Source organism: Bradyrhizobium sp. ma5, from assembly GCF_042258955.1.
Classification (GTDB): domain Bacteria; phylum Pseudomonadota; class Alphaproteobacteria; order Rhizobiales; family Xanthobacteraceae; genus Bradyrhizobium.
The window spans coordinates 439,877-461,324 of sequence record NZ_CP170156.1; the positions used below are offsets into that span (position 1 = coordinate 439,877).

The 21,448-nt window shown below is 64.9% G+C and carries 23 protein-coding genes; 14 read left to right on the forward strand and 9 right to left on the reverse strand.

Annotated features, from left to right (window positions below; genetic code table 11):
• The first annotated feature begins 7 nt into the window (after nucleotides 1–7).
• Complete coding sequence (locus ACE103_RS02020) at nucleotides 8–2,272, forward strand: fused MFS/spermidine synthase (protein WP_375778139.1); 2,265 nt, start codon at nucleotides 8–10, stop codon at nucleotides 2,270–2,272.
• A gap of 141 nt (nucleotides 2,273–2,413) precedes the next feature.
• On the opposite strand, the gene ACE103_RS02025 is transcribed toward ACE103_RS02020, so the two are convergent.
• From ACE103_RS02025 to ACE103_RS02040, 4 genes are all read right to left on the reverse strand, one after another.
• Nucleotides 2,414–4,072, reverse strand: coding sequence for an alkaline phosphatase family protein (locus tag ACE103_RS02025; protein WP_375778140.1), 1,659 nt, complete (start codon nucleotides 4,070–4,072; stop codon nucleotides 2,414–2,416).
• Nucleotides 4,073–4,356: 284 nt separating this feature from the next.
• The gene (locus ACE103_RS02030) at nucleotides 4,357–5,208 is read right to left on the reverse strand and encodes an alpha/beta fold hydrolase (protein WP_375778141.1); all 852 of its coding nucleotides are present in this window, start codon (nucleotides 5,206–5,208) and stop codon (nucleotides 4,357–4,359) included.
• Nucleotides 5,198–5,596, reverse strand: coding sequence for a carboxymuconolactone decarboxylase family protein (locus ACE103_RS02035; protein WP_375778142.1), 399 nt, complete (start codon nucleotides 5,594–5,596; stop codon nucleotides 5,198–5,200). The genes ACE103_RS02030 and ACE103_RS02035 overlap by 11 nt, the downstream gene beginning before the upstream one ends.
• Before the next feature lie 23 nt (nucleotides 5,597–5,619).
• On the reverse strand, nucleotides 5,620–6,762 hold the full coding sequence (locus tag ACE103_RS02040; RefSeq protein WP_375778143.1) for an FAD-dependent monooxygenase: 1,143 nt from the start codon (nucleotides 6,760–6,762) through the stop codon (nucleotides 5,620–5,622).
• 289 nt (nucleotides 6,763–7,051) lie between these two features.
• Between ACE103_RS02040 and ACE103_RS02045 the strand changes: the two genes are divergently transcribed.
• From ACE103_RS02045 to ACE103_RS02085, 9 genes are all read left to right on the forward strand, one after another.
• A complete protein-coding gene (locus tag ACE103_RS02045) occupies nucleotides 7,052–8,368 on the forward strand; it encodes a dicarboxylate/amino acid:cation symporter (RefSeq protein WP_375778144.1) in 1,317 nt (438 codons plus the stop codon).
• A gap of 24 nt (nucleotides 8,369–8,392) precedes the next feature.
• On the forward strand, nucleotides 8,393–9,322 hold the full coding sequence (locus ACE103_RS02050; RefSeq protein WP_223974593.1) for a LysR substrate-binding domain-containing protein: 930 nt from the start codon (nucleotides 8,393–8,395) through the stop codon (nucleotides 9,320–9,322).
• A gap of 125 nt (nucleotides 9,323–9,447) precedes the next feature.
• Nucleotides 9,448–10,344 carry a tripartite tricarboxylate transporter substrate-binding protein gene (locus ACE103_RS02055; protein ID WP_375781308.1) on the forward strand — a complete coding sequence of 299 codons (897 nt, stop codon included), beginning with the start codon at nucleotides 9,448–9,450 and terminating at the stop codon, nucleotides 10,342–10,344.
• Nucleotides 10,345–10,455: 111 nt separating this feature from the next.
• Nucleotides 10,456–11,172 (forward strand): TetR/AcrR family transcriptional regulator, encoded by a 717-nt coding sequence (locus tag ACE103_RS02060; RefSeq protein ID WP_375778145.1) that lies wholly within the window; start codon nucleotides 10,456–10,458, stop codon nucleotides 11,170–11,172.
• A gap of 45 nt (nucleotides 11,173–11,217) precedes the next feature.
• On the forward strand, nucleotides 11,218–11,469 hold the full coding sequence (locus ACE103_RS02065) for a hypothetical protein (RefSeq protein WP_375778146.1): 252 nt from the start codon (nucleotides 11,218–11,220) through the stop codon (nucleotides 11,467–11,469).
• Nucleotides 11,470–11,638: 169 nt separating this feature from the next.
• Nucleotides 11,639–12,355 (forward strand): septum site-determining protein MinC, encoded by a 717-nt coding sequence (gene minC, locus ACE103_RS02070; RefSeq protein WP_375778147.1) that lies wholly within the window; start codon nucleotides 11,639–11,641, stop codon nucleotides 12,353–12,355.
• 21 nt (nucleotides 12,356–12,376) lie between these two features.
• Nucleotides 12,377–13,192 (forward strand): septum site-determining protein MinD, encoded by an 816-nt coding sequence (gene minD, locus ACE103_RS02075; RefSeq protein WP_223974601.1) that lies wholly within the window; start codon nucleotides 12,377–12,379, stop codon nucleotides 13,190–13,192.
• Nucleotides 13,192–13,470 carry a cell division topological specificity factor MinE gene (minE, locus tag ACE103_RS02080; protein ID WP_375781309.1) on the forward strand — a complete coding sequence of 93 codons (279 nt, stop codon included), beginning with the start codon at nucleotides 13,192–13,194 and terminating at the stop codon, nucleotides 13,468–13,470. The genes minD and minE overlap by 1 nt, the downstream gene beginning before the upstream one ends.
• Nucleotides 13,467–13,763: a hypothetical protein gene (locus ACE103_RS02085; RefSeq protein WP_223974602.1), complete on the forward strand. Its 297-nt coding sequence runs from the start codon at nucleotides 13,467–13,469 to the stop codon at nucleotides 13,761–13,763. The genes minE and ACE103_RS02085 overlap by 4 nt, the downstream gene beginning before the upstream one ends.
• Before the next feature lie 150 nt (nucleotides 13,764–13,913).
• Here ACE103_RS02085 and ACE103_RS02090 read toward each other — a convergent pair whose 3' ends face one another.
• From ACE103_RS02090 to ACE103_RS02100, 3 genes are all read right to left on the reverse strand, one after another.
• Nucleotides 13,914–14,717, reverse strand: a complete 804-nt coding sequence (locus ACE103_RS02090; RefSeq protein WP_375778148.1) for an NAD-dependent protein deacetylase — start codon at nucleotides 14,715–14,717, stop codon at nucleotides 13,914–13,916.
• Nucleotides 14,718–14,784: 67 nt separating this feature from the next.
• Nucleotides 14,785–15,939, reverse strand: a complete 1,155-nt coding sequence (locus ACE103_RS02095) for a LysM peptidoglycan-binding domain-containing protein (protein WP_375778149.1) — start codon at nucleotides 15,937–15,939, stop codon at nucleotides 14,785–14,787.
• A gap of 241 nt (nucleotides 15,940–16,180) precedes the next feature.
• Entirely contained in the window at nucleotides 16,181–16,387 is a 207-nt protein-coding gene (locus ACE103_RS02100) for a hypothetical protein (RefSeq protein WP_097676551.1), read from the reverse strand.
• 294 nt (nucleotides 16,388–16,681) lie between these two features.
• On the opposite strand from ACE103_RS02100, the gene ACE103_RS02105 reads away from it, so the two are divergent.
• A complete protein-coding gene (locus ACE103_RS02105; RefSeq protein ID WP_097676550.1) occupies nucleotides 16,682–16,924 on the forward strand; it encodes a hypothetical protein in 243 nt (80 codons plus the stop codon).
• A 21-nt stretch (nucleotides 16,925–16,945) separates the two neighbouring features.
• Here ACE103_RS02105 and ACE103_RS02110 read toward each other — a convergent pair whose 3' ends face one another.
• Nucleotides 16,946–17,410 carry an Lrp/AsnC family transcriptional regulator gene (locus ACE103_RS02110; RefSeq protein WP_097676549.1) on the reverse strand — a complete coding sequence of 155 codons (465 nt, stop codon included), beginning with the start codon at nucleotides 17,408–17,410 and terminating at the stop codon, nucleotides 16,946–16,948.
• 161 nt (nucleotides 17,411–17,571) lie between these two features.
• On the opposite strand from ACE103_RS02110, the gene ACE103_RS02115 reads away from it, so the two are divergent.
• The 3 genes from ACE103_RS02115 (at nucleotide 17,572) to ACE103_RS02125 (ending at nucleotide 20,424) form a co-directional block, all read left to right on the forward strand.
• A complete protein-coding gene (locus tag ACE103_RS02115) occupies nucleotides 17,572–18,585 on the forward strand; it encodes a 1-aminocyclopropane-1-carboxylate deaminase (RefSeq protein WP_097676548.1) in 1,014 nt (337 codons plus the stop codon).
• Nucleotides 18,586–18,712: 127 nt separating this feature from the next.
• Nucleotides 18,713–18,958 (forward strand): hypothetical protein, encoded by a 246-nt coding sequence (locus ACE103_RS02120; RefSeq protein ID WP_375781310.1) that lies wholly within the window; start codon nucleotides 18,713–18,715, stop codon nucleotides 18,956–18,958.
• Between the two features lie 203 nt (nucleotides 18,959–19,161).
• Nucleotides 19,162–20,424, forward strand: coding sequence for a S1C family serine protease (locus tag ACE103_RS02125; protein WP_375778150.1), 1,263 nt, complete (start codon nucleotides 19,162–19,164; stop codon nucleotides 20,422–20,424).
• A gap of 23 nt (nucleotides 20,425–20,447) precedes the next feature.
• On the opposite strand, the gene ACE103_RS02130 is transcribed toward ACE103_RS02125, so the two are convergent.
• Nucleotides 20,448–21,392 (reverse strand): metallophosphoesterase, encoded by a 945-nt coding sequence (locus tag ACE103_RS02130; RefSeq protein WP_375778151.1) that lies wholly within the window; start codon nucleotides 21,390–21,392, stop codon nucleotides 20,448–20,450.
• Nucleotides 21,393–21,448 lie beyond the last annotated feature (56 nt).

The following is a 21,448-nucleotide window of genomic DNA, read 5'->3' on the forward strand; positions in this document are numbered from 1 at the left end:
CCAACGAATGTCACTTTTTGAGAACGCGCCGGATCGCACGCTTCCGGAGGTATCGCGTTCTGCCGATGATACGCGCCTGCTGCCGTTCCTCAGCGTGGCGACGGTGTTTGTATCCGCGCTGCTGCTGTTCCTGATTCAGCCGATGTTCGCGAAAATGGTGCTGCCGAAGCTCGGCGGCGCACCTTCGGTCTGGTCGGTGGCGATGGTGTTCTTCCAGGCCGTCCTGCTCGCCGGCTATGCCTATGCACATCTGCTCGGCCGGTTGTTCGGGCCGCAGCGCGCGGGCCTCGTCCACCTGCTCCTGCTCGCCGTCACGGCCATGACCTTGCCGATTGCGATCGCGCCCAATTGGGGTGCGCCACCGGCCGATGGAACCGCGCTCTGGTTGTTCGGACTGTTCGCTGCGTCAATCGGCCTGCCGTTCTTTGCATTGTCGGCGAGCGCGCCCTTGCTGCAGAGCTGGTTCGCCGGAAGCGGCCATCGCGATGCCGACAATCCCTATGTGCTCTATGCCGCATCGAATCTTGGCTCGTTCGCGGCCCTGTTTGCCTATCCCGCCGTTGTCGAGCCACTGCTGGCGCTGAATATGCAGGCGAGTATCTGGTCGTTCGGCTTTGCAGTCCTCGCGCTGCTCGTCACAGCGGTTGCCTTCGTGCTCGGACGAGGCAACGGTGCCGTGAAGGTGACGCCGACGCCGGACACATCGGTCGTCAGCGTGGCCGACAGGCTGCAGTGGATCGCGCTTGCGGCCATTCCGTCCGGGTTGGTCATCGCGGTGACCGCGCACCTGACGACCGACGTCGCGGCAGCGCCCTTTCTCTGGGTTATTCCGCTGGCGCTCTATCTGTTCACCTTCGTTGTCGTGTTCCGCGACCGGCCGTGGATCAGCCACGCGACCGTGGTGCGTCTCGTTCCGTTCGCCGTGGCCCCCCTTGCGATCAGTCTGGTCGGCGCCAAGGTGTTCTGGGTCACGACGATCGTGCTCCACCTCGTCGTGTTCACGCTGTTGGCGCTGCTCTGTCATGGCGAGCTCTATGCCCGGCGTCCGCACCCGCAACGCTTGACCGAGTTCTTCCTGTGCACCTCGTTCGGCGGTGTGCTGGGCGGCGCCTTCGCGGGACTGCTGGCGCCGCAGTTATTCTCCGGCAACTACGAATATCCGATCCTGATCGCGCTCGCATTGCTGGCGCTGCCCGGCATGTTCGCGGGCGGTGCGCGCCAGACGCTGATCACGGCGTTGCCATGGTTGGCGGTGGCGATCGCGCTTGCCATGGTCTGGTACGTGACGCAACTGCAGTTGCCGGCCTCCTTCGAGCTGTCGTTCAGTGCCTTGCTGGTCCTGCTGGCGGCCGGCATGATATTTTTGCGCCAGCGGCCGGTGTCATTTGCCGGGTTGGCGGTCACCGGCCTGATGCTGACGACGTTCTGGCGTCCGGGCATGGCCCCGATCGAGACCGCGCGCAGCTTCTTCGGGGTCCATACGGTGGTCGACCTCGCGGATGGCCGCGCGCGGCTGCTGTACCACGGCAACACGATGCATGGCGCAGAGCGGTTGCGGAACGACGACGGTACGCCAGTCGTGGGAACGCCTCAGCCTCAGAGCTACTACTATCCAGGCAGCCCGCTGGCTGAAGGGGTTGCGGCGGCACGCAGTGCCCGCAGCAGCTTCGAACGGGTTGCGGTCGTCGGGCTCGGCACCGGCACGCTCGCCTGCCTCCGTCGCGGTGCAGAGAACTGGACGTTCTTCGAGATCGATCCCGAGGTGATCCGGATCGCGAGCAATCCAACCTTCTTCACATTCCTGTCGCGCTGCGCGCCGAAGGCCGGCCTCGTGCTCGGCGATGCGCGTCTCACACTGCAGGCGTCACTCGATCGCTACGACCTGATCGTGCTGGACGCCTTCTCGTCCGACAGCATTCCGGTCCACCTGCTGACGCGTGAAGCGATCGCCGGCTATGTGTCGAGGCTGACGACGCACGGGGTCATTCTCGTGCATATCTCCAACCGCCATCTCGATCTCGCGCCGATCATGGCGAATATCGCGCAGTCCCAGGGGTTGATCGCACTCTTCAAGGAAGGGCATCCCGCCGGCGACGTCATGACCACGTTGAGGACGGCGTCCCGGGTGGTGATGCTTGCGCGCACGCCCGAGGATGCGGGCGAGGCGGCCCGGCATTGGGCCGCCATGTCGCCGGATCCGGCCAGCGCACTCTGGACGGACGATTACTCGAATCTCCTTGGCCCCATGCTGCGGGGGAAGTTCGGCTCCTGACGCGCTCATGACAAGCAGCATCGGCGCCCCGCGATAGGGGCGCCGATGTGTGAGCCAGGCCGCTCGGCTTGCCCGGTCACGGTGTACCGGTGCAAGCCGTTTGGTGCGTTGCGCAGCTGGAGCCAGTGCTCCTTTGCGGCTTCACTTGATCTTCAAGGCCTCGACACCTTCCTCACGCACAGCCTGCAGGCTGCGCGGATTGAGGTCGAGTGCACGAAGGATCGTCGGCGCGATCTGGGTGGTGAAAGCCGTCTCCTCGACGATCCTCGCATGCTTGATGTGCGGCGACGAGAGCAGCAGCAGCACGTTGCGATCGTCTTTGGAGAAGCCGCCATGCTCGGCGAGCTTGCTGCCGCCGGTGCAGATGACGCCATGATCGGTGACGGCGATGAAGTCCGGCACCCGGCTGTTGTGGAACGGATCTTCATAGAGCCTGGTCAGTTCGTCGCGGTCGAGCAGCTTCTGGATATGCAGATCGGCGGCGTGGGCGAGGATGTAGGCCTTGGCATCCGCGTAGTAGGGATGGCCGGTCGCCGGATTGGTCGCCTGCTGCAGCTCCGGCGACAACCAGACCAGCGCCTCGTCATCGCAGATCTCGAAGCCGTTGGTGCCGAAACCGGGCGCCTTGCTGTACAGCGCGTCGGAGATCGCCACGCGGTCCTTGACGTCGATCGGTGACTGGCCGTGCTTGGCGCTGACGATGATCAGCGTCGAATCGTAGAGATTTTGCGTCTTGAGCTCGTTGACGAACTTGCCGAGCGCGTCGTCCACGAACTGGAATTGCAGCGTGAGCGCATTGCCGGGCGTCGCCTTGCCGTCGGCATAGCCGCCGACGAGCGATTTGTCGGCATCCGCGTGGCCGGCCTTGGCGAGCTTCTGGCCGACGCTGACCGCCTGGAAGTTCATGCCGAAGATCGCGGGAACGGGCTTACGCTCGGTCCGCGAGCCGTCATAGCCGTCGATCCAGTTCAACACCGCCTTCACTTTCAGCGAGTCGTAGGAACGGACGCCGGTATAACTCGTGGTGTAGTCATCGCCGGGCTGGGCGCCGGCGTCGATGGTGTCCTGCGAGTTGATCTCCGGCGTGAAGAGCTCGTCGAGGCCCTTGCCCGACGGGCCCGCGAGGTCCTCATAGGCCGGATGCTTGTCGGACCAGGCCGTGCGCATGCCGGCTTCCTTGATGACCTCGAAGACCGTGTTGGTGCGCACGTAGTCGTGGGGATAGACCGGCACGCACTGGCCGTTCACCAGCTTGCGCTGCATGTGATCCGGATCGAGCTGGGTGTAGACTTGGCCCAGCGTGCCGCCGGCGGTGTAATCGGCGACCAGCCCGCTGGAGTAATTGTAGGTCTTGTCGAGCGCTTCGAAGTTGGTGAGCTCGGTTCCCGCCGGGCCCACGCAGCCGGGGTCGCTAAGGCCCTGGCTGGTATAGAAGGCCTTGGCCGGATATTCGGTGCGATCATAGCTGTCGTCATAGAACAGGCCGCCGCCCTTCGGCGTGGCGCCCGTCACCTGCGCGAGCATGCCGGGAAAGCTGTCGGATGGCGCGGTGGTCAAAGCGTTCGGATAGACGACGCCCTTTCCGGTGAGCTGGGCGAAGTTGCCGCCGGGGCGGCTTTCGACCCAACGCTTCAGATCGACGGCGTGCATGCCATCGACGCTGATCAGCAGGACGTGCTTGTAGCCGTGTCGCTGCGAATGATCGTTGTCGTCATCCGCTTGCGCGACGGCGACGCCGCAGGCCAGCATGGCCGCCGCGATCGCGGCGGTTGACAGGAAATAGTCACGAAAGCCACTCATGAGTTCGCCCCTCTATTTTCGGTGAGTTTGGAATCGCCTGCGCTGTCCGCGACAACTTGTCGCGGTCAATTGACGGTGGGATGACGCTTTCTTGCGAGTTCGATGACCGTGGTCGGGGCTGACCGGCATCCGATGATCGCTGGATTTGCCCAGGTGGGGTTGCGCGCCGGCGGGGCGAGGCGCCGCAACGGCTAGCTCTTGCCGTTCATTTCACAGGTGCGGCGGCCCGCCTGGTACTTTGCATGGGGTTGTTTTCGATATTTTTGCTGGGAGGCGGAAGCCAGTCACGCGGATCGAGCGACTTGGTGCAGATGCCGTTCGATCACGGCGTCGACCTCGTCCGGGTGATCGACCTGCGGCAGATGTCCGGCGTCGGCAATGATCGCCAGCCGGCAACCCAGCATCGCCGCGAGTTCCGTCATCGGCTGCACCAAGAGCTGGTCGTTTGCGCCGACGATCATCGTCAGCGGCACCTGCATTTTCTTCACGCCGTCGAGATAGGCGAGGGACTGGATCGCACGGGCGCAGCCGATGAAGCCTTCAGGGGCGGTCTCGTTGATGCAATCGAGCAGCGTGGTCGCGATCGCCGGATGCGCCGCGAGATAGGCGCGTCCGAACCAGCGCTCGGCGGTCGGCGCCGCCAGCGGCGCGATACCTTGCGCCTGCACCAGCGCGATGCGGTCGTCCCAGGCGGCGGCGAATGGTGGCGGCGCATCGGCCCGCGCGGCGATCACGCACAGGCTGAGCAGGCGGTCCGGATGGCGCACGCCGAGACCGAAGGCGGTCATGCCGCCCTGGGAGACGCCGATCACGTGAGCTCGCCTGATGCCGAAGTGGTCGAGCACAGCGATCGCATCGGCAACCAGATCATCCATGGCATAGAGACCGCGCGGCGCCTCGGATTGCCCGTGACCCCTGCTGTCGAGCGCGAGCACGCGATGGCCGCGGGCAGCGAGTGCGAGCGCTTCGCGATGCCAGATCGCACTGCTGGTCAGGATCGAATGGCAAAGCAGCACCGGCGCGCCACGCTCGGAGCCACCGACGCGGACGCTGAGCCGCCCGGCCTTGCCCTGCAGATCGTGCCGGACGAAGCCCGGCCATGCGGCAATCTCGATCGGAGCGACTTCAGTCGACAAGGCCCATCTCCGCGAACACGTCCTTGGCGATACGAAAGCTGTCGAGCCCTGCGGGCATGCCGCAATAGACCGCGATCTGCAGAAAGACCTCGCGCAGCTCGGCCTTGCTCAGCCCGTTGTTGAGCGCGCCGCGGATATGGACCTTGAGCTCGTGCGGCCGGTTCAGCGCCGCGATCATGCCGAGGTTGAGCAGGCTGCGGCTGCGCTTGTCGAGGTCTGGGCGATTCCAGATCTCGTCCCAGCAATATTCGGTCGCGAGCTTCTGGATCGGCCAGTTGAAATCGTCGGCGGCCTTCAGCGATCGCTCGACATAGGCGTCGCCGAGCACGGTGCGGCGGGTCTTGAGGCCGCGTTCGAACTTCTCGCCGCGGGGGTTTGCGTCGGTCATCATCATCTCCTGTTGGATGGTGGTCAGGCCATCGCCGGCTCGGCGAGCGGCGTGGTCCAGGCGTCGTAGCCGTAGACCCAGTCGGGATCGGTCGGGTTCTTCAGCCAGGTGTTGGTCCGCGAGCTCGCCTGTACGCGCGAGGCTCTCGGCTTGCGCGTTGCCTCGAAGCGGCGGAAGGCCTCGGCAACGCCGTCGCGCTCGACATCCCTGAGGCAGCGCGACAGCACCGCGGCATCCTCGATCGCCATCGCCGCGCCCTGCGCCATGTACGGCGTCATCGGATGGCAGGCGTCGCCGAGCAGCGTGATGTTGCCCTCGCTCCAGCGCGGCAGCGGGTCGCGGTCGACCAGCGCCCATTTGTGCACCGACGGGCAGGCCTCCAGCACCTCGCAGACCTGGGGATGGAAGCCTTCGAACGCCTTGCGCAATTCGACGACGTCGCCGGTGGCCGACCAGGATTCCACGGTGAAGTTAGGCTCCGGCTGGCTGGTCACGAAGTAGACCTCGCTGCGGTCCGGCTTGACGTAATAGATGACGATGTGGCGATCCGGTCCCCACCATTTGGTACAGTCGTCGATCGGATAGCCGTTGAGCAGCGACGCCGGGAATACGGTGCGATAGGCGATGCGGCCGGTGAAGTTCGGCTCGTCGCGGCCGAACAGCCGTTCCTTGACAAAGGAATGCACGCCGTCGGCCGCCACCACGGCGTCGACCGTCGTGCTGTGACCGTTGGCAAATGTCAGCGCCACCGAGCGGTCGGCGCGCTGCTCGATCGCGGTTAGCTTGTGATCGAGGCGAACGAGGTTGTCGGGTACGGCGCTGGCGAGCGCCGCATGCAGGTCGCCGCGATGCCCGAGCAGATAGGGCGCACCATAGCGCTCCTCGGCGGCTGGACCGAACACCATGTCGAAACGCACCTCGCCGGTGTCGTATTCCTTGTTGTTCCAGGAGCGGGGATAGAACGCCTCGCGGCGCAGCACGGGCTCGAGGTCCCAAGCCCGCATCACCTTCATGGCGTTGCAGCCGATCTGGATGCCGGCACCGAGCCGCGTGAAGCGCTGGGCCTGTTCGTACACCGTCACGTCAACCCCTGCGCGGCTCAGCGCCGCGGCGGAGGCAAGTCCCCCCATGCCGGCGCCGATCACCGCCACCGAAAGTCTGCTCATTGTGGTTCCTCACAGCTTGCGCCGGCTGACCACCGGCTTCCCTGCCGTTGTCGGTCAAAGCGGGATGCGCCCGCAAACGAGTAATGCTGACGGAGCGTGAGTTGGGCTCACGCGGCGCGCCGTCAACCGCGTCCCGCCGTCGCCTGCCTGTGAGCTGAGGTCACGCTGCCTGAGCTTAACTCGTTTGCGCTTCGGCCAATCGCCCGCCAACGTCCCCGCCGCCGCATTGGCGCCTGCCGATGATCTCTCCCGCGCGGCCAACATCAAAGACTCCCGAGGATCGACGCCCATGTCCACGATCACCAATGACGGCGCCACCCGTCTCGACGCTGTCGCGACGCCGTGGCATGCGCGTCTCTATGTCCAGGTGCTGATCGGCATCGCACTCGGTGTCCTCGTCGGCTATCTCTGGCCGGATGTCGGCGCGGCGCTGAAGCCGCTCGGCGACGCCCTGATCAAGATGATCAAGATGGCGATCGCGCCGATCGTCTTCCTCACGGTGGTGCACGGCATTGCGAGCCTTGGCGACATGCGCAAGGCCGGACGGATCGGCGTCAAAACCCTTATTTATTTCGAGATCGCCACGACAGCGGCGCTGATCATCGGCCTTGTTGTCATCAACCTGGCGCGCCCCGGCGTCGGCATGCATGTCTCGGCGGCTTCGCTGGATTCCCGCCTCGTTGCCTCCTACGTGACCCAGTCGCACGATCAGTCCGTGGTCGGCTTCCTGATGAACGTGATTCCGTCGACGATCGGAGGCGCGTTCACCAGCGGCGACACGCTCCAGGTGCTGTTCTTCGCGGTGCTGTTCGGCATCGCCCTGCAACGCTATGGCGAACGCGGCAAGCCGGTGCTGCAGGCGATCGAGAGACTGTCGAACATCCTCTTCATCCTGATCGGCATGATCATGCGGATCGCGCCGATCGGCGCGTTCGGCGCCATGGCCTTCACCATCGGCAAGTACGGCGTCGGCTCGATCGTCGCCTTGTCGCACTTCATGCTGGTGTTCTATCTCACCTGTCTGCTGTTTGTGATCGTCGGGCTCGGCATCGTGTCGCGGCTTGCCGGCTTCAGCATCTTCAAGCTAATCCGCTATCTCCGCGAAGAGCTGCTGCTGGTGCTCGGCCTATCAGGCTCGGAATCGGTGATGCCGCGCTTCATCGACAAGATGAAGGCCGCCGGCTGCGCGGAATCGACCGTCGGCCTCGTGATCCCGACCGGCTATACGTTCAATCTCGACGGCACCTGCATCTATCTCACCATGGCCAGCGTGTTCCTTGCGCAGGCCACCGATACGCCGATGTCGCTCGCCCAGCAGATCGGTCTCGTGGTGGTCTGCCTCTTGACGTCGAAGGGCGCAGCTGCCGTGCCGGGCAGCGGCTTCATCGTGCTCGCCGCGACGCTGGGCTCGATCGGCCATGTTCCGGCGGCAAGCATCGCGCTGCTGCTCGGCATCGACCGCTTCATGTCGGAAGCGCGTGCGCTGACCAACTTCATCGGCACGGCGGTGGCCACTGTGGTGGTGGCGAACTGGGAAGGCGACCTCGATCGCGTGCAGTTCGTCCGCGCCCTCGACAATCCGGACGCCTCCACGCTATCCTCCTGAATTCTCCGGAGACGCGACACGATCATGAGAAAGTTGCCACCGCTCAACGCGGTGCGGACATTCGAGGCGGCGGCGCGGCATGTCAGCTTCACCAAGGCCGCTGAAGAGCTGCTCGTCACCCACGGCGCCGTCAGCCGCCAGGTCGCGCTTCTCGAGGACTGGTTCGGCGTCAAGTTGTTTCGCCGCGCCCCTTCGCAACTGACGCTAACCGCAGCCGGGCAGATCTATTATCGCGAGGTCACGGCGATCCTCGATCGGCTTGCGCTCGCCTCTATGGACATGAAGGCGTACGGCTCGCCGTCGGTGCTGCGGGTCAGCGCACCGCCGACATTCGCGATGCGCTGGCTGATCCGCCGCATCGCGTCGTTCCAGCGCATGCGCGCCGATGTCGAGCTGCGGCTATTGACCTCGATCGGGCCGCTCAACGTCAACGACCGTTCGTTCGACGTCGCGATCCGCGGCAATGTCGGCGAACCGGTCGGCTGGATGTCGCAGCATTTCATGACCGAGCTGATCGCGCCGGTCTGCCATGTCGACCTGCTGACCCGCGGGCGGCTCGCCACCCCCGATGATTTGCGGCATCACACCCTCATCACCTATCTGACCGAGCCCTACGATTGGTCGCGCTGGCTCGCCCAGGCCGGCGGCGAGATGAGTGCGGATCAGGAGACGCTGCGGTTCGAGCAGATGTTCTTCGCGCTGCAGGCGACCATCGATCGCATCGGCATCGGGCTGTTTCCGCTGTTCCTCGTGATCGACGAGCTGATAGCGGGCCAGCTCTGTCTTCCGTTCGGCGACCTCGGCCTGCGCAAGCGCGAGTACCGTTCGTTCTATCTCGCCGACAATGAAAGCGCCGGCGCCATCGCCGACTTCACCGCGTGGCTCGCCGACGCCGGTCGCGAGACCGAGCAATTCATGCTGGACTGGGCCACGTCGAAGGGCTGGAGCTTCTAGGCGAGCGGCTCTATGACAGACGAGGGGGAACGCACATGCCCAACATCTCTCGCCGGCCATTCCTGCAACTCGCGCTCGGCGCGGCGACGTTGCCGCTTGCTTCCCGCGGCGCGTGCGCCGAAACCATGGCGCGCCCGATCACGATGATCGTGCCGTTCGCCGCGGGCGGGCCGACCGACGTGCTGGCGCGGATCCTCGCCGAATACATGCGCAATACCCTCGGCCATCCCGTCATCATCGAGAATGTCACGAGCGCCTCCGGCACTGTCGCGGGCCTGCGCGCCTCGCGCGCGGCGCCGGACGGCACCACGATCACGATCGGGCATTGGGGCACGCATTGCCTCAACGGCGCGATCTATCAGCTGCAATATGACGTGCGCGAATTCGCGCCGATTGCACTGATCGCGAGCGGACCGCAGCTCATCATCGGTCGGCCCGATCTGCCGGCGAAGAATCTGAAAGAGCTGATCGCCTGGCTCAAGGCCAATGGCGACAAGGCCACCGCCGGCACGGCGGGCCCGGGTTCGGGCGCGCATGTCGCGGGCGTGTTCTTCCAGCAGCTGACAACGACCGACTTCTCGTTCGTGCCGTATCGCGGCGCCGGTCCCGCGCTGAACGATCTGATGGCCGGGCATATCGACATCATGTTCGATCAGGCCTCCAACTCGCTGCCGCAGGTGAAGAGCGGGACCGTGAAGGCTTTTGCGGTGACCGCATCATCGCGGCTCGCATCGGCGCCCGAGATTCCGACGGTCGACGAGGCCGGATTGCCGGGACTCTATATTGCGTACTGGCATGGCATCTGGGCGCCGAAGGGCACGCCGGCCGATATCGTGTCTGTTCTGTCGAAGGCGGTGATGTCGGCGCTCGCCGAGCCCGTCGTTCGGCAACGCTTCGCCGACCTCGGGCAGGAGATTCCGGCACCGGACAGGCAGACCCCCACCGCGCTGCGCGACCATCAGGCCGCCGAGGTCGAGAAATGGTGGCCGATCGTCAAGTCGGCCAACATTAAGGCGGAATAGGCATAACCATATGATTTGACACGTGTTTTTTATAGGCCCCGATCCGGGGCTCGTCGCCTTGAAAAGCCGGATCATGCTCTTATATGTTCGATTGTACATATAAGAGTGACAATGACTGATCCGAGCAAATTGGTGGCGACGCCGGCTGCCAGGCCCAAGGGACGCCGCAACAAGGACATGCCGGACGGCCGGCAGGCGCTGCTGATCGCCGCGACCGAGGCCTTTGCGGTCCAGGGGTTCGACGGCGCCGACCTGCGCAGCGTCGCGGCGGCGGCGGGCGTCGCGCCGAATCTCGTGCGCGTGCATTTCGGCAACAAGGCCGCGCTGTGGGAGGCCTGTCTCGACCGCATCGCAGTGCTCGCAACACCGGCGATGGCCGAGGTGCAGGCGATCGCAGCCGACGCGAGCCGTTCACTCGGCGACCGGCTGCGTGCGCTCATCATCCGGGTCGCGACCTTCTATGCCGCCTATCCGGATGTCAGGAATTTCGTGGTTCGTCGCGGCGCCGAGAGCCCGGAGCGGGCCACACTGGTAACCGAGAAGCTGTTGCGCCCGGCGTATGAGTCGGCGCGCGATCTTTTCCAGGCCGGCATCGATGCCGGCATCATCCGCAGCAGCCATCCGGCGCTGTTCTTCGCGCTGCTCAACGCCGCGCTCAACCAGCCGCCGTCGTTTCCGATGCTGCTCGGTCAGATCGCGCCCGAGATCGATCCCGCAACCGCGTGGACCGAGCTGCTCGACACGACGATCGCAACGCTTCTGCATCTGCCGCCGTCGCAAGGCGGCGCCGAACCCGCCGCCGGCAACGGCCGCAAGCCGCTGTCGTGACATCCAGTCTCGACCAACATTTCAACCTGCCAGTGAGAGTGATCCATGAAACTTCGTCTTGCCCTCGTGCTTCTCGCCGCAACGATTGCGCCCGCGTTGGCCCAGTCCGGACCGAACGAATCGATGCAGCGTCAGGCCTGCATGGGTGACGCGGTCCGCCTGTGCGGCGCCTACATTCCGGACCGCGGCCGGATCAGGGACTGTATGGCCGCGCAAGTCGAGCAGCTCAGCCCGTCATGCCGCGCGGTGTTCGATGCATCGGTGCAGGCCGAGCGATCGCCGACAGCTCGGCGTTGATCCGCGCCGCCGGTTCCAGAATCATGCGTCCAGGCAACAGGTCGCAGCCAACAGCGGTTGCCCGAGGAGCAGTCCTCTCAAATCCGTGAAAACACCCCCTTCCGTTAACCTTTGATTAACCATGCGGTCCGATTGTTAACCATTCGACAAGAGAACCGAGTCAGAGGCGATGGACGCAACTCCACAGGTGGCACGTCAGCAGGTCCGCATGCGCGGCCGTTCCTACGTTGCGTTCGTTTTCTCGCCCGTCGTGCCGGTCGTGTCCTGGCTCGCCGAGATCGACGCGACGTTGGGGAAGTCGCCGGGCTTCTTCGCCGGCAAGCCCGTGGTGCTGGACCTCTCGGCGGTCGACCTCAGCCAGGCCGCGATCGCGCATCTGGTCGGCAGCCTCGCTGAACGCAACATCCGTATCCTCGGCATCGAGGGTGTCGACGAATCCAAGCTCGGCGCCAACCTGCCGCCGCTGCTGACCGGCGGCCGCGCCTGCGCGATCACCCATGTCGAGCCGAAGACACCGCCGGCGCAGGAAAAGAACAAAGACAAGGACAAGACCAAGCTGCCGTCGCTGCTGCTGGAGAGCCCGGTGCGTTCCGGCCAGTCGATCGTGTTTGCCGAGGGCGATGTCACCGTGCTCGGTTCGGTCGGCTCCGGCGCCGAGATCGTCGCGGGCGGTTCGATCCATGTCTACGGCACGCTGCGCGGCCGCGCGATGGCCGGCATCAACGGCAATTCGGCGGCCCGGATCTTCTGCCAGAAGATCGAGGCCGAGCTGCTCGCCATCGACGGCTACTACCAGACCGCAGATGAAATCGACGACGGCTTGCGCAACCGGCCCGCCCAGGCGTGGCTCGAGGGCGAAATGCTGCGCATCACAGCTTTGAACTGATCGACCACAAGGAGAGAGAGAATGGCCAAGGTATTGGTCGTGACGTCTGGGAAGGGCGGGGTCGGCAAGACGACCTCAACCGCCGCGCTTGGCGCGGCGCTCGCGCAAATGGGCCAGAACGTCGTCGTCATCGATTTCGACGTCGGCCTGCGGAACCTCGATTTGGTGATGGGCGCGGAACGTCGGGTCGTGTTCGACCTCATCAACGTGGTGCAGGGCGTCGCCAAGCTGCCGCAGGCTCTGATCCGCGACAAGCGGATGGAAAATCTCTGGCTGCTGCCGGCGTCGCAGACCCGCGACAAGGACGCGCTGACCGAAGAGGGGGTCAAGCGCGTCATCGCAGACCTCAAGACCAAGTTCGACTGGATCCTGTGCGACAGCCCGGCCGGCATCGAACGCGGCGCGACGCTCGCGATGCGCTATGCCGACGAGGCGATCATCGTCACCAATCCGGAAGTGTCGTCGGTGCGCGATTCCGACCGCATCATCGGCATGCTGGATTCCAAGACGGCCCGCGCCGAGCGCGGCGAGCGGGTCGAGAAGCATCTTTTGGTCACCCGTTATGATGCCGCCCGCGCCGCGCGCGGCGAGATGCTGTCGATCAACGATATCCTGGAAATCCTTGCCACACCGCTGCTCGGCATCGTCCCGGAGAGCCAGGACGTGCTGCGCGCATCCAATGTCGGTTGCCCGGTCACGCTGAACGCTGCGAGCAGTGCGCCGGCGCGGGCCTATACCGACGCGGTGCGGCGCCTGATGGGCGAGGCGGTGGAGATGACCGTGCCGGTCGAGCGCAAGGGGCTGATGGACCGGCTGCTGCGACGGAGGGCGGCATGATGAACGTAATGCGGCTGTTCGGCGGCCGCTCTGCATCGGCGCCCGTCGCGCGGGAGCGGTTGCAGATCCTGCTTTCGCATGAGCGTGGCCGGACCGGCGCGCCGGACCTTCTGGAGATGCTCCGCTCGGAAATCCTGGGCGTGGTCTCCAAGCATATCGACGTCGATCCCGACAAGGTCGTGGTCAAGATGGACCGAGGCAAGTTCGTCTCGATGCTTGAAGTCGACATCGAGGTTCCCAACGGCGTGCAACGATCAAAGATGGTGGCGGCCACATGACAGCAGACAGCGACAGTCACATCGCCTGGCAACGCGCGCAGCTGAAGAAGCTGCGCGCGGCGTTGAAGGCGATCGAGGTCGATCAGCTCGGCAAGGCCAATTGCGGCCGTGCGACGCAGATGACGATCGACGAATTGCAGCGCAAGATCGGCGAGTCCGGCCGCTGCATCGCCGAGTACGAACGCCGGACCCGTCGTCCGTTGGCAACGGACCGGGGCAGCCTCGCCAGCGTTAGCTGGACGCACTGGAACGCCAACATGCCGATGGCCAAGTCGCAGCGCCACCGGGCGTAGTGCGATAATTCCCTCGTCGTCATTGCGAGGAGCTCGCGACAAAATTGCAGAGCAATTTTGCGCTGAAGCGACGAAGCAATCCATGCTTCAACGTGTGCGGCACGATAGATTGCTTCGCTTCGCTCCCAATGACAGGGAGAGAGCGGCGCGCTACAACAAAAACGCCAGCGCGGTCTCGCAACTATCCTCGACCTTGAGCGTGAGCAGCTCGTCGGCGCGGGTGCGGCCGAGATTGACCGCGGCGATCGGCAGGCCGCGCTGCTCTGCCATCCGAACGAAGCGAAAGCCGGAATAGACCATCAGCGAGGAGCCGACGATCAGAAGAGCGTCGGCCTGTTCGAGATGCGCCTGCGCCGATGCGACAGTATCGCGCGGCACGTTCTCGCCGAAGAACACCACGTCGGGTTTCAGCACACCGCCGCAGGCCTCGCAGGCTGGCACCACGAACGACGAAAAATCCTGCTCGAGATCGGCATCGCCGTCGGGGGCGTCAGTGGCATCGAGCGTGAGCCAGACCGGATTCAGCCGCGCCAGCTCGCCCTGAAATTGCTCGCGCGGGGTCGTCGCGCCACAGCTGAGGCAACGGACGACATCGAGCCGGCCGTGCAGGTCGATCACGCGCTGGCTGCCCGCGGCCTGGTGCAGGCGGTCGACGTTCTGGGTCAAGAGCAGCTCGCAACGGCCCTGCTGTTCGAGCTTGGCCAGTGCGCGATGCGCACCATTCGGCGTCGCGCGGCCGAACCGCCGCCAGCCGACCATGCTGCGTGCCCAGTAGCGCTGCCGCGTCGCCGCCTCACCCAGGAATGCCTGGATCGTCACCGGCGGCGTCCGCTTCCAGTTGCCGTCACTGTCGCGATAATCGGGAATGCCGGAATTGGTGCTGCAGCCGGCCCCGGTCAGGACAAACAGGCGCTGGTGGCCGGCGACGAAATCCTCGAGGGCGGGGTGCTGCATGGCAGCACATCTAGTGCTGAGCAAGCGCGTGCGCCAGACCCGCTGCGCCGCTGGCGGAATGCCGGCCTCAACGCGCAGGCATGACGAACACCTGGCCGGGATAGATCAAATTGGGATTGCGGATCTGCCGCGAATTGGCCCGATAGATCACCGCGTAACGCTGCCCGGCACCCAATGCGCGCTGGCTGATCCGCCACAGGCTGTCGCCGCGCGCGACGGTGGTCGTGGCGATCTTCGGCACGATCACGGCGGAGGGTGAGCTCACTGCGGCGGTGGTTGCCGCCGCGAGCTGCGGCGCGGTCGCATCCGTACGAGCGGATGACGCCGCAGCCGTCGGGATCGATGCGGTCGTCGTCGTATCCGGAACGTTGAACGGCACCTCGGCCCGTGCACGGACCTTGCCGGAGCCAAGGTCGACGTCGTCAAGCCGGATCCGATAGTCGCCGGTCGTCACGCCCTTGTTGATCGTGACCGAAAGGTGCCCCGCCGCGTCGGCAGTCGCGGATGTGATCAAGCTGTCGTTGAGATAGAGCCTGACGGTCGCGCCGGGAGTTGCCTGAGCGCTGACATGGAGCTTTCCGCCGGGTTCGACCTGGACGGCCTCGACAGCCACCTTGCCGGCCGCCGGTGAGGTGGGCGCAGGTTGCGACAGCACCCGGATCGGCTTGTCCGGCGCCATCAGCGCCACCATCGGCCGCTCGCTGGCCGCAGCATCGAGCGCCACGGCCACGCTCTGCTTGGAGGTCACCTGCTTGCCATCATGCGTGATGCGCAGGGTGAGGTCGTAATTTCCTGGCGGAAGCGGGCGCGGCACCATCACGAACTGGCCGGACTTGTCCGCGACGGCGCGATCATGCACCTCGCCATTGCGCAGCAATTCCACCGTCGCGCCGGGGAGCGCCCGGCCGGCGACAACGGTCGCACCGGTCGGCTCGATGTTGACGACGTCGAATTCCGGCACCGCATTGCCGTCCGGTGTTGGCGACGGTCCTGCCAACGCGTTGGCCAGCGCCGCGGTCTCGGTCTGCGCCCTTGCCAGCGCAGTCTTGTCCTGTTTTGCCGCGTCCTGGTCTTGCGCGGGAGCCGCTGGCGCTGTCGCTATCAAGCGCGTGCTCACGCCCAGGATCTGCTGGGTTTGGTGAATGCCGAAGATGAACGCAGCCGTGCCGCCGGCCGCAAGTGCCAGCAACGGTATGGCCAGTCGCATCGCCGTGACGTTCATGACTGTCATCCCCGGATCAATCTACCCGCGCAGCCGCGCGGGCGACCCTGCAGCCCTGTGGGGAGGTTCGGGAGAGACTGCGCCGATTTGCGCGACCCATCAAGTCGAATGAAAGGACTACTCCTCTCGGGCGGCTCGCCCGAGCCGCAACGGCCGAGTTGATTTCCCGCTTGCACTCCGGGATGCTCGCTCACGGTCCGCGGCAGGTGGCCTGCGCCGATTTTCGGCGGCGCTGCGTTGCCTACTGCGAATACGACAGCTGCTCTTCCGTCACCACGCGCTCGATATTGCCGGCCTTGCTCCTGATCCGGTACCGAAGCCGCCCGTCTGCTTCGATCGGCATGCGTTGAACGATGGTGTAGACCGCCGGCTCATCGGCCTCGGCTCGACCTTGCGGGCCCTGGGCCCGGTGGCGAACGTCCTCATTCAGCTTGTAGGCATATGACATCTGTCCACCTCTGCAGTTGGGGGCTCTCACGCAGGACTGTGCTGTGACGCAATGGAGCTTTGGCTTCCCGTATGGACGCGACTTGCTGGTTCGACAGCCGCGTCAGGCCTCTCCGGAGTCCGCAGGAGCACATTGGCCACATTGACCGAATCCGCCGCAAATAGCCACCGAAACCTCGCCTTCGACGAAGGATGCGTGAGAGCGTCGGAACGGTTCCCGGTCGTTTTGCGGCCTCAATTGCCATTTGATCGCCGCAGGCAGATGCTGCCTGCCAATGATACAAGGGAGAGCAACATGAGCAAGGCAGGTCTCGACCACCGGCATCCCAACAAGGACGGTGAGATCAGCGGCAAGCACGGAAACACGCTGCTGCGTACCTTGCGCAAGGTTTACGGGCCGGGTTTCGCGGCGGGCTATCCCGAAACCGAGAAGCTGAGCGATGTCCTGGCTGCGCTGAACGAGACCTCGCTGAGCCAGCTCCGTCGCGATCATCAGACCGGCCATCTGGCGCACAAGATCGACAAGGCTTCGAAGTAGGTTGCCGAGCGGAGCCGAAACTCAGAACTCGAGCGCCGCATTGTCCACCACCTCCTTCATCACGAAGAAGGTGCGGGTCTGCCGCACGCCCGGCAACGCGATCAGCTGGTCGCCATGGATGCGGTTGAAATCCTCCATGTCGCCGGCACGGATCTTGAGGAAGTAATCGAAGTCGCCGGCGACGAGGTGACAGTCGAGCACGCATTTGAGGTTCGCCACCGCCTGCTCGAAGCTCGCAAAGCTCTCCGGCGTCGAGCGGTCGAGCACGACGCCGACCATCACCAGCGTGCCCATGCCGACCTTGCGCGGCGCCACCATGGCGCGGACGCCGCTGAGAAAGCCCTCGTCGAACAGCGCCTGGGTCCGGCGATGGCAGGTGGCGGGGCTGACGCCGACCTGGTCGGCCAGCTCGGCGTTGCTCAGCCGGCCATTCTTCTGCAGCAATCTCAACATCTTGAGGTCGATGCGGTCTAGTCGGGCGGACATGGAAGAATCTCTCACTATTGGGCAACTTCGTGAGAGAAACGATATCATCGTGACGAAATTCCGCAATCTTCGGTAATCGCGGGAGCTGAGTTAGAGAGCACCTTTCGCAGCCGGAGTGATAGTTCTGGCCGCCGTTCCAGATCACCAAAGAGGATGCCAGCATGCTGGAGAAGTTCGCGCGCTACCCGCTCACCTTCGGGCCGACCGCCATCGAGAAGCTCGATCGGCTGTCAAAGCATCTCGGCGGCAAGGTCGAGCTCTATGCCAAGCGCGAGGATTGCAATTCGGGCTTAGCCTTCGGCGGCAACAAGCTGCGCAAGCTCGAATACATCATCCCCGACGCGATCGCCTCCAACGCCGACACGCTGGTCTCGATCGGCGGCGTGCAGTCGAACCACACCCGCATGGTCGCGGCGGTCGCGGCCAAGATCGGCATGAAGTGCCGGCTGGTGCAGGAAAGCTGGGTGCCGCATGAGGACGCAGTCTACGACCGCGTCGGCAACATCCTGCTCTCGCGCGTCATGGGCGCGGATGTGCGCCTGGTTGACGACGGCTTCGACATCGGCATCCGCAAGAGCTGGGAGCAGGCGATCGAGGAGGTGAAGGCAGCGGGCGGCAAGCCTTACGCCATTCCCGCGGGCGCCTCGGTGCACAAATATGGCGGGCTCGGCTATGTCGGCTTCGCCGAAGAGGTGCGCGCGCAGGAGCGTCAGCTCGGCGTCAAGTTCGACTACATCGTCGTCTGCACGGTGACCGGCTCGACCCATGCCGGCATGCTGGTCGGCTTCGCCGCCGACGGGCGCGCGCGCAACGTGATCGGCATCGACGGTTCGTTCACGCCTGCGCAGACCAAGGCGCAAGTGCTGTCGATCGCGCAGAACACTGCAAAACTGGTCGAGCTCGGCCGCGACATCGTCGAGGATGATGTCGTGCTGATCGAGGACTACGCCTATCCCGCCTATGGCGTGCCGTCGGAAGAAACCAAGGCGGCGATCCGCCTCAGCGCTCGGCTGGAAGGCATGATCACCGACCCCGTCTACGAGGGGAAGTCGATGCAGGGCATGATCGATCTGGTGCAGAAGGGTTTCTTCCCGGCTGGGTCGAAGGTGCTCTATGCCCATCTCGGCGGCGCGCCGGCGCTCAACGGCTACGCCTACGCATTCAGGAACGGCTGAGGCAGGCGGCGCTTCGTAGCCCGGATTACGCTTCGCTTCATCCTGGCTACGCCCCCACGTCAGGTCGGCGTCAGCTTCTCCCGATATCCTGTCCATGCCGGGCGAGTCGGGAGACCTTCGCGTGAGGATGATGAATGCGGCCGGCCGAGCCATTGCCGCGCTCGGCGTCGGCATCGTTGCGGTGGGGCATTGGTTTTGGGCTTACCAGAGCCATGGTCATACGCCGCGCGCTCGCCTGCTGGCGATGAACAGCGAGATCGAGCTCTATGCCGGCATCTTCCTGATCGGCGTCGGCGTGCATGCCTTCGCATCCCGCTATTGGTTCAGCGATTCAAATCCGCCGACGCAGTCTTCGGTTCGGGAGCCGCAATAGCGTCCGCCCGGCTCGGCGAGGAATGTGTGGGGGTTGACATCTTATGAACAAAATAGGAACATTACATCTGTAACCAGAGGGTGTGGCGATCGCCTCATCCGCGGCGGTATTGCGTGGCCGCTCGACCAAAGGCCAAGCCGCGCACCACTTGCGGATGAATTTCTCTGCCTCCTATAAGGGGTTGTGGCTGGGGAGTGCATGTCATGAGAGTTGCGATCTGGGCGGCCGTGGTGGCCGCGTGGCTATTTGCGTCCGCAACTCCATCGAGCGCCCGCGGTCCCTACGGCTCGATCACGGTCGGCAATTGGAAGGGCGGCGCCTTCACCGACGACAAGAGCGGCGCGTTCACGCATTGCTCGGCGGGGAGCACCTACCAGAGCGGCATCTTCTTCATGGTGGCGGTTGCCGCGAATGGCAGCTGGCGGCTGGGCTTGGCTCATGACAGCTGGCGTTTGACGCCGGGCGAAGCCTTTCCGCTAGCGCTGACCTTCGACGGCCAGCCCGCGTTCAATGTCTACGGCATGCCGCTCGGCGAGAAGCTCGTGAATGTCGAGATGCCGGTGAATTCGGCGCTGATCAATCAGTTCCGCAAGGCGCGCCAGATGACGGCTTTCGCGCAGGGACAATTGTTTCAGTTCAACCTCAATCAGACCGCGCAATTGCTGCCGGCGCTGCTCAACTGCGTGGTCTCAGTGAAGAAGAATGGTGTCGCCAGTGCCGGCGAATTCGCGGTCGCGACCAAGCCCGCGGCCGCGCCGCCGCAGGCTGCGCCGAACCCGCCGCCACAGAAGCAGGCGAAGTCCGGGACCGGGACCGGCTTCGTGGTCAGCAGCAGCGGCCATGTCGTCACCAACCATCATGTCATCGACGGTTGCAGCGAGATTACCGGAAATCTCAGCGGCGAGGCGCCGATCAAACTGCGGCTGGTGTCCAGCGATGAAACCAACGATCTCGCGCTGCTACAGGCGCCGTCCCCGTTCAAGGATGTCGCCAAGATCAGGCAGAATGCCATTCTGGTCGGCGATGGCGTGGTGGCGATCGGTTATCCCTATCACGGACTGCTGACGTCCGATTTCACCGTGACCACGGGCATCGTCTCTTCGCTGAGCGGTATCCTCAACGACACCCGCTTCCTGCAGATCAGCGCCGCGGTGCAGCCGGGCAACAGTGGCGGACCGCTGTTCGATCTCGGCGGTGGTGTGGTCGGCGTCGTGGCCGCGAAGCTCGATGCCGTCAGGGTCGCGCGGGCAACAGGAACCATCCCGGAGAACATCAACTTCGCGATCAAGACCGGGGCGTTGCGTGACTTCCTCGACAACAGCGCGGTGCAGTATCAGAGTGCCGAATGGCATGATGCGACAAAGCGGGAGACGTCCGAGATCGCAAAGGCCGCGCGCGGCTTTACGCTCCTGGTCACGTGCAAGGTGAACGAACAAACCGCCGGCGCGAAGAAGCCGGGGAATTGATGCCGGCGCCGCGGCGTATGGTGTCAGTCCCCGAGCCGACGCAGCGTATGCACCGTGATCTCGGCCGGGCAGTTGAGCCGCACCGGCGCCAGGCTGGTGCCGGCGCCGGTTGACGTGTAGCCGGCAAGCGTCTGGAAGCGCCAGGCGCCCCGGCCCATCCTGCGCGGCAGCCGCGCCTCCAGCTTGATCGCGATCCCGCCGGGCAGGCAGAGCTGACCGCCATGGGTATGGCCGCTCAGCATCAGGTCGAAGCCGGCCGCGGCCGCCTCGCGATAGGATTCCGGCGTATGCGCGAGCAGGATCGAGAACGCATCGCGCGGGATCGCTGCGGCAGACTTTGCAATGTCGTCGGTGCGATAGAAATGCGCATCGTCGACGCCGGCGAGATGGATGGTCGCGCCGTCGCGCGTGATCGGCTCCTGCTCGTTGAACAGCATTCTGATGCCCATCGCCTCCAGCGCCGGCGTCATGCGGATGCTGTCGTGATTGCCGAGGATGCCGTAGAGCGGCAGCTTGATCCGTGCGCAGAGATCCCTCATCAGCGCGAGGCTGGTTTCGAACGAGCCAAACGTCTTGCCGCGATAGTCACCAGTCAGGACGCAGATGTCGCAGGCGATAGTGCGGACGATGTCGGTCAGATGCCGCATCGCGCCCTGGCTGATGTCGGCGTGGAGATCGCTGAGATGAAGGATGGTGAAGCCGTCGAAGGCCGCCGGCAGACGCGTCGACGTCACCAGATTGCGCCGCACCTCGACCCGGTCGGCGTTGCGCCGCGCGCGGCCATGGAGGCCGGCCAGCTTGAGCACGGTCTCGATGACCCACGGCGCCAGCTTCCAGTTCTCGACGTTGAACAGCAGCGTGCCCTGGCCGAACAGCTGCTTCTCGTGCGCGGCCTCGATTCCAAGCCGGCGCACGACGTGATCCGCGCCGATCCGCTCGACCAATCCCTGCAATGCCGTGTCGGCCATCGTCCCCCGTGCGGCCCGCGGTGCGAAGCGCGGGCCGCACGACACTATCACGCGCA